The following is a 7556-nucleotide window of genomic DNA, read 5'->3' as shown; positions in this document are numbered from 1 at the left end:
CTTCTCCTCCCTCCCTGCGAACCAGCATCGTTTCGGCGGTCGGACTCGGTGTCGGCCACGACTCGATGAGGGGGTAAAGAAAATCGTAAGGGTTTATCTGTAAAAGGGCCACGCCTATGTCAGAGGGGCCGCACTCCTCCTGTCGAAGAATCGGCGCGATGAGGCTGAGATGAATCCTATTCGAAGCCTTGCTCCGATAGAGGTCAGAAAAGATGATCTTCCTTGTCCTTGCAGCTTCGAGGACCAGCCCCTTGACATCGGTCTCGATCCCCCCGTTCTTTTGCGAGATCGACAGGAGAACATTTCCTTTTCTATCGAGGAGAAGAATGTCTTCATACTGGTATGCCTCCCCCAAGGACTTCATCCAGGTGAGCATCTGATGTTTCTCCTCGGCCCTGTTCGGATCCTGCAACAGGCGCTCCACGTAGGGCGCCAGGAGGAAATTATCAAAGATTGTGAGCGCATCTGCCAGGCGTTCTTTACGCCATTCAACGATTTGGCTTACCTTCAGGTTGGCTATCGCCATCAGCTCATCCTGCTTTTCTTTCTTGATCTGTTTCTTCTGGCTTTCGTAATAGAAAAGACCGAGAACGGTGATAAAGATAATCAGGACAAGAAAGACGAGAAGTAACTGCCAGGGGGTCTTACGGGAAACGGGTTGCATCGACATGACGACATTCTCTGCCAAACAAAATTCAGTCCCTCACACTTTCTTTAAGTATATCATGAACTCGACTTTTCAGTTCGCGGGGAACCTTGAACCCGGCGATGATCATCCGTGGGAATAGTCAGGCTTCCAAAGCTCCGCTTTACTCCCCCATTCGAGGCGAAACCGAGCAGCCCGGGGCAAACAGACTCTATGACAAACGTCTCCGTCTTCAAAAGCGGAAACACCTCCCCAAAAAAGGACCCGAAGTCACCGTGAAAAAATATTGTGGTATCTTTTCGGTTAAGAACTACTGCTTTTTTCCTTGTTCCGCGGGGTGGCATCGAAGTTGCTCAACCTGTTTTCGAGGTGAGGCCTGATTTTAGATTTTGAGTAACATGCGGCGCGGAAGGCAGCACAGGGGAGAGACTTTGAATAGTCCAAAACTCCTATATGCTATACATATGGGCAATCCTTCCTGAATCGGATTACAGGAATCGGAAAGCTGAATTCATGTCTTGTTTCCGTGCCGTTCGGTTTTAACTGAAGAAACTGACTGTTAAAGGAGGTTACTATGAAGATAACAAAGGCGATACTGATTGCGGCCATACTGTTCCTCTTCCCCTCATATCTCTTTTCGGCAGATCTCGGCTACTTACGCATCAGTTTCATCCAAGGTGACGTCCAGGTCAAGACGCCGGATGCAGGTGATTGGGGTCCCGCTTCGGTAAATGCTCCACTCATGGAGGGAGACCAGGTATGGGTTCCCCAAGGCGGCAAGGTCGAACTCCAGTTAAACACGGGAACGTATGTGCGACTCGACGAGAATTCGGCGTTCCAGATACTTTCGCTGGACCGGAACGCTTCCCAGTTTTATCTCTCGCAGGGACACGCTTACATTCTCTATGATGCGCCCCCCGGGGTGGTCTTGCAGATCGATGACCCCGACGCATCAACCCGCGCTTTCGACAAGGCTATTTTCAGAATCGATATGTCCGACCAGTATCAGTACACTGATGTTGCCGTATATAAGGGGTATGTCGAGACCGAAAACCAGATCGGAAAGACGAGGGTGGACGCCGGTCAGATGGTCTCTCTCGGCCAGAATTCAGACGGAGAGGTTGCGCCGATGGGCCCGCCCGATTCATGGGAGAGCTGGAACAAGAAGAGAAACGACAGGCTTCTCGCAAGAAGGGGCGAAAGTTCCCGCTATCTTCCTGCGGAACTCAGGGCGTATTCCTATGATTTTGACAGCGGCGGCAGGTGGGTCGACGTCCCCGATTATGGTTATGTTTGGACCCCGACGGTTGTTGTCGGAGCAGACTGGGCGCCGTATCGGTTGGGCACCTGGATATGGCGGGGGGGCGAGTATATCTGGGTCTCGTATGACCCATGGGGATGGGCGCCGTATCATTATGGCAGATGGGCCTTCGTCGCGAGAACAGGATGGTGCTGGGTGCCTCCCGTTGCCAGTGAGGTTTACTGGGGGCCGGGGTTTGTCGGCTGGGTCAGGACGGCGGACTATGTGGCGTGGGTCCCATTGGCGCCCGGAGAAACCTACTATGGCCGCGGTTATTACGGCCGAAACAGCGTAAACGTCACGAATATAAACGTCAACCAAGTCAACATCACGAATGTCTATAAGAACGTGTATGTTAATAACGGGGTGACGGTCGTCAACCGCAATACTTTCGCCACAGCTTCGCCCAAGGTTGTAAGGGTGAACCAGAATGTCGTAGAGCAGAAGATATTCGTAAAAAACAATATCAGTGTCGGCACCCCCGATATAAAACCGACGAGGGCGAGTTATTTTGCATCAGCCAAGGCTATTCCCCAGGCAAAGCTCCCCCCTCAGCCTGTCCGGAATCTGCAGGTGCAAGAATTGAAACAGTCGCGTCCTTTGACGAAGGAACCCACGCGGTCCGTCATGAACCGCGGCGCAGCCCCGAAGACGCTGCCGGTTAATACGGCTTCAGCACCGAGGTCACCCGGTAAGGGAAAACCTGCGATCCAGCAGGTTCAGCCGGCGGAAAGAGCGAGGCCGGGTGCACCGGAAGGCGGCGTCGTGCCGAGGGGTGAGAAACCGCAAGCCCAGCCCACAGGAAGAAAACCGTTGCCGACGAAGGCCGCTCCTCAGAGAAGTGAGAAAACACAGGTCCAGCCGAAACCAAGTGCCCCGGAAGGCGGTGTTGTGCCGAGGGGCGAGAAGCCACAGGCTCAGCCAGCGGAGAGAAAACCCGTTCAGCCACCTCCTCAGGCAGTTCCTCCGCCGAGGGGTGAGAGGCCGCAGGCACAACCCGCGGAAAGGAAACCCGTTCAGCAACCCCCGCAAGTGCAGCCCGCGGAGAAAAGGCCGACACCTCCACCACAGATCCAGCCCGAGGAGAGAAGACCGGTTCCGCCTGTGGAGAATCCGCAGAAAGGCCAGAAGCAGGAGAGGCCGGAAGAGCCACCACGATAAAGTCATCCGGTTGAGGGAGATATATGTTCCTCTCCCTCAACCGGATAAACAAACATGTCTTCCTAACATTGTTTTCCTCTCGCCGGAACATATTCTTCTTGACTAATAATTCCACTTGTGGTATTCTCCTTTCAGAGTTTCAGAGTTTTTGAGCTGCAAAGGCCACAAAGACTTTTAGCTTTGTGGCCTTTTTTTATTACGGCAATTCTGAGATTTTAGTTTACTCGTAAGGAGGTACAGGAAATGGCTAATGGAACAGTGAAGTGGTTCAACGATTCCAAGGGATTCGGTTTTATCACGAGCGAAGATGGCACCGACGTGTTCGTCCACCATTCTTCCATCCAGGGCAATGGGTTTAAGTCCCTTGCCGAGGGTGACGCAGTCAGCTTCGATTCCGAAAAAGGCCCGAAGGGCCTTAAGGCGATCAATGTAGTGAAACTCTAATCACCCGGAAGCCCTCTTGCCATGCAAGGGGGCTTCTCCATAAAGAGAACATGACAAGCAAAGAAAGAAATGCCGCGAGACTCGAGAAAAAACAGGAACGGCTTAACGCCGGTCGTATAGCAGAACGCTTTCCCGAGATTTCGGATATTCAAGTTCAGATGACGTACTGCCAGAAGGGACTAAACCCAATTCGGGTCTTCCGTACGGTTACCTTCCGGCCTGACAGTCACGCTTACTTCAACATGGAGTGCCTCGACAAGAACTGCGTTGATGGTGGGTTCGATTTACATCACGTTCTCAACATGATGATCAGAAGCCGCCGGCCCTCAGGAGAAGGAAAGATAGAATGCAAGGGAAATAGTCCCGCCTCGGACCACTCTTTTATCGACTACAAAATCACGATCCGGTATAACAGCGCTGTTTCTTAATCCCCGAGAGGCCCTGAGTTCATCTCAGCCGCCTCAGGACCGCTTCCCTAGAACGCTATTCCAGATTATTCAGTGTTTCCGTTATGAGATCCGAAAGGGCCGGGAAGATATGCATGCTCTCTGTGACCGATTTCATGTCACGCCCCGTTGCCACTGCGTTGACGATCTCCTGAATAAGGATAGAGGCGTCGGGGCCGATGATATGGAAGCCGAGAATCCTGCCGCTCTTCTTTTCGACAATCGCCTTCGCGAAACTCTCTTCTTCCCCCATGGCACTGCCCTTCACCGTGTCCGAATACTTTGCCTTACCGACCATGACGTCATGATCTTTTCTCGCCTGCTCCTCCGTTAACCCGACAGACGCTATCTCCGGACGGGTGAAAACAGCATGGGGTACGGCAAGAAAATCCATCCTCACCTTCTTTTTCGAGTTTGCATTATGCCACGCAAGTTCGGCCTCTTTGTCGCCCGCATGGGTGAACATCTGTTTTCCGATGGCATCACCGAGCGCCCATATGTTCTTCTTGCTCGTCCTGAGATAATCGTCGACCTTTATGAATCCCGTCTCGTCCGTCTCCACCCCCGTGTTTTCGACCTTCAGGAGATCGGCGTTCGGTCTTCTGCCGGTTGCGACCATAATCTTCTCTGCCTTGATTTCTTTTTCCCCACCGGTCTTCCCGTCCCTGAGAAGAACCGCATATCCGCCGCTGTCATGCCGGACCTCCGCCACCTCCGTGCCGGTAAGAACGCGCATACGCCTCGACATCTCTTTCTGCAGGAGCTCGCTTATCTCCGGCTCTTCATGAGGGATCAACAGCCTGTTCATCTGCACTATGGTCACATCTGTTCCCATCGCTGCGAAAAAATGTCCGTATTCGACGCCGATATATCCGCCGCCGATAATGCAGACGCTCTCCGGTCTCCTCTCGAGTTCGAGGACGCCTTCATTCGTCAGATAATCGATCGCATCGATGCCTTTGATCTGCGGGATCATGGGACGGGCACCCGAAGCGATGAAGATCTTCCTGCCTTTTATCTTCCCGCTCTTGAGTTCGAGGGTGTAGTCCTTAATGAAGCGTCCCTCTTCGTTGTAGAAATCGAGGGATTCGGAATCCTTTAACGCATCCCTGATCGAATTCCGGCCTCCGGTGACGGCGTCTTTCATCCGCTGCATAATCATGCCGAAATCGATACGGGTTATCTCGGCGTGAATTCCGAGTTTTGCCGCTTCTCTGATCTCCATTATCCTGTCGGCAGGGTAGATCAACGTCTTCGACGGCACACACCCCACATTGATACAGGTCCCGCCGACGTTCCCTTTCTCTATGAGGGCGACTCTGAATCCTGCCGCCAATGCCTTAAAGGTTATCCCCAGACCGACATCACCAGCGCCGACTACGATTATGTCATACGTTTTCATGCCCTTCACCCCTCCCATCCTCTCCGGTCTCTCGTTCGCCTCTGAGGTGTACCATCCGCTGCGGGAACGGTATCGCTATCCCTTCGGCCTTGAATCTCCTGATAATCCGTTTTCTTAATTCGTGCTGAACGAGATCCTTCTCTGAGAATTCCCTCACCTGACAGGTAAGGGTGAAATTCAGAGAGTTCTCTCCGAAACCCGGAATGAGCATCGCTGAAGCCCCGGGGTCTCCGAGCAGACCCGGTATCTCCCCGACCGCGCGTTTCACCTCTTCCATGAGCACCCGTTCAACTACTTCAGGATCGGAAGCATAACTCACCGCCACCGGTATTGACAGGGCCATCTGCTTTCCGGGCAGATGAAAATTTGTGACGATACTCTGCGTGAGCCTGCTGTTCGGGATTATGACCATGTTGTTCGGGGCCATCCGTATCCATGTGGTCCTCCAGGTGATGTCCTCTACATACCCCTCCTGGCCCGTCTCGAGCTTAATCAGGTCTCCCACCCGTATCGACTTTTCGACGAGTATATGGATTCCCGCAAAGAGGTTTTCGAGCGTATCCTTAAGCGCAAGAGCGACGGCGAGCCCTCCGATGCCGAGAGCCGTAATCAGGGGGGTTACCGAGATTCCGAGAACGGAAAGGGAGATGAGGAGGCCTATAATGAGTATGGTGCCCTTCACCATCCCGTGGGCAAGACCCGTTGACGGGATGGACAGGCGCGACTGCTGAATATAGTCCCTGAAGATCTTTCCCGCGAGGTTAGCGGCAGCAACGGTGACCGAGAAGACCACGAGGACATGAATAGCCTTACTCAGATAAAAGACATACCTTTCCGGAAGGTCAGAGAACCCGATCCCGCTGTGAATTGCGATGGCGATGCACCAGTAAACGGAAGGGGTTCTCAGGGCCGTTCTGACGATATCTTCGATCTTCTTCTGCCCTTTTCTTTCCGCCCAGCGATGGAGGAAGGTGAAGGCCACTCCCCGAACGACCATGAGTATCGACGCTGAGATGAGGACAGCGATAAGGGGTGCGATAATTCGCTTAATCGTAATGTCCATCAGTTCTTCCGTGAATCAGGAAAGGCACGCACCGTCATTTCCCTTCAGCGTCTTTCGACGTCTCCGGCGCCGACGGAGCTTTTGGTCTCCTTCTTCAGGGAGCGGCGTATCGAGCGTGAAGATAGGACAATCACCGTTATGAGGACACCGCAGAGCACCGAGAGAAATATGACTATCGCCAGCGACGCCTCGAACCTCCAAAAGAGGAATGTAATGGCGACGGGGGTGGCGTTCTGGACAGAAAATATCGCGACGAATGCGACGATGATGAGCAGTAAAGCAATAGTAACCATTCTCCCTCCGCCCGTGCGGTTGCTCGCCTTGTTTCTCCGGAGCCTCTCGCTCCCGACAGTATAATCATCTCATGTCCTTCCCTCTTTGACAAGAGGTAAAGGAAGTTTGAAGGATGAGTCGAGTCACAGAACTATTTGAGATTACAGGCTTTTCCATGGTATAGTACATGAATGATAATTTAGCCTACACGCCGTAACATGAGCACATTCGGGTCGTGAGGAGGTTTTGCGCTAATGCTCGTCGTTCAGAAATACGGGGGCACGTCGGTTGCTAATCCGGAGCGAATAAAGGCTGTTGCCGCGCGCGTGGTGAGAACCGCGGGGGAAGGGCATCGGGTGGTGGTCGTCGTCTCTGCGATGGCCGGAGAGACAGACAAATTAATAACCCTTGCCCAGCAGGTCTCGACGAATCCGCGCGAGAGAGAGATGGACCTGCTCCTTTCCTCAGGTGAGCGGGTCACGAGCGCACTTACGGCAATGGCGATTGAAGAACTCGGCCAGAAGGCGATGGCCTTTACCGGACGCCAGGTCGGGATAATCACCGATACGATTCATACCAGGGCAAAGATAGAAAAGATTACCGGAGAACGGGTGAAGAAGGCCCTCATGGAAGGCTACATCATTGTCGTGGCCGGTTTCCAGGGAGTCACCGAGCAAGAGGATGTAACGACCCTCGGCAGGGGCGGTTCCGACCTTTCTGCGGTTGCTATCGCTTCTGCGCTGAATGCGGACCTCTGCGAAATCTATACCGACGTGGACGGCGTCTACACCACAGACCCGAACATAGTCCCTGAGGCGAGG

The 7556-nt window shown here is 53.3% G+C and carries 8 protein-coding genes; 4 read left to right on the top strand and 4 right to left on the bottom strand.

Going from position 1 to position 7556, the window contains the following annotated elements:
* On the bottom strand, nt 1-688 hold a 688-nt coding region (locus VEI96_06600), incomplete at its 3' end, for a PDC sensor domain-containing protein (protein ID HXX57652.1).
* Between the two features lie 532 nt (nt 689-1220).
* Here VEI96_06600 and VEI96_06595 point away from each other — a divergent pair.
* The 3 genes from VEI96_06595 (at nt 1221) to VEI96_06585 (ending at nt 3979) form a co-directional block, all read left to right on the top strand.
* On the top strand, nt 1221-3107 hold the full coding sequence (locus tag VEI96_06595; protein ID HXX57651.1) for a DUF6600 domain-containing protein: 1887 nt from the start codon (nt 1221-1223) through the stop codon (nt 3105-3107).
* Between the two features lie 243 nt (nt 3108-3350).
* Nucleotides 3351-3551 (top strand): cold-shock protein, encoded by a 201-nt coding sequence (locus tag VEI96_06590; protein ID HXX57650.1) that lies wholly within the window; start codon nt 3351-3353, stop codon nt 3549-3551.
* A gap of 50 nt (nt 3552-3601) precedes the next feature.
* Nucleotides 3602-3979, top strand: coding sequence for a hypothetical protein (locus VEI96_06585; GenBank protein HXX57649.1), 378 nt, complete (start codon nt 3602-3604; stop codon nt 3977-3979).
* Between the two features lie 55 nt (nt 3980-4034).
* Here VEI96_06585 and VEI96_06580 read toward each other — a convergent pair whose 3' ends face one another.
* The 3 genes from VEI96_06580 to VEI96_06570 are packed head-to-tail and all read right to left on the bottom strand — an operon-like array spanning nt 4035 to nt 6755.
* Entirely contained in the window at nt 4035-5399 is a 1365-nt protein-coding gene (locus VEI96_06580) for a dihydrolipoyl dehydrogenase (protein HXX57648.1), read from the bottom strand.
* Nucleotides 5386-6462: a mechanosensitive ion channel family protein gene (locus tag VEI96_06575; protein ID HXX57647.1), complete on the bottom strand. Its 1077-nt coding sequence runs from the start codon at nt 6460-6462 to the stop codon at nt 5386-5388. Before VEI96_06575 ends, VEI96_06580 begins: the two co-directional genes overlap by 14 nt.
* Before the next feature lie 44 nt (nt 6463-6506).
* Nucleotides 6507-6755, bottom strand: coding sequence for a LapA family protein (locus VEI96_06570; protein ID HXX57646.1), 249 nt, complete (start codon nt 6753-6755; stop codon nt 6507-6509).
* Nucleotides 6756-6989: 234 nt separating this feature from the next.
* On the opposite strand from VEI96_06570, the gene VEI96_06565 reads away from it, so the two are divergent.
* Nucleotides 6990-7556: aspartate kinase (locus VEI96_06565; GenBank protein ID HXX57645.1), on the top strand; the 567-nt coding region annotated here is incomplete at its 3' end.

Source organism: Thermodesulfovibrionales bacterium, assembly GCA_035622735.1.
Taxonomy (GTDB): Bacteria; Nitrospirota; Thermodesulfovibrionia; order Thermodesulfovibrionales; family UBA9159; genus DASPUT01.
Note: the sequence above shows the minus strand (reverse complement) of the source record. Positions and strands in the feature narration are given on the sequence as shown.

Bases quoted from the DNA above. Each gene is read 5' to 3' on its own strand.
- VEI96_06595 (HXX57651.1), top strand. From the start codon at position 1,221: ATGAAGATAACAAAGGCGATACTGATTGCGGCCATACTGTTCCTCTTC.
- VEI96_06590 (HXX57650.1), top strand. From the start codon at position 3,351: ATGGCTAATGGAACAGTGAAGTGGTTCAACGATTCCAAGGGATTCGGT.
- VEI96_06585 (HXX57649.1), top strand. From the start codon at position 3,602: ATGACAAGCAAAGAAAGAAATGCCGCGAGACTCGAGAAAAAACAGGAA.
- VEI96_06580 (HXX57648.1), bottom strand. From the start codon at position 5,399: ATGAAAACGTATGACATAATCGTAGTCGGCGCTGGTGATGTCGGTCTG.
- VEI96_06575 (HXX57647.1), bottom strand. From the start codon at position 6,462: ATGGACATTACGATTAAGCGAATTATCGCACCCCTTATCGCTGTCCTC.
- VEI96_06570 (HXX57646.1), bottom strand. From the start codon at position 6,755: ATGGTTACTATTGCTTTACTGCTCATCATCGTCGCATTCGTCGCGATA.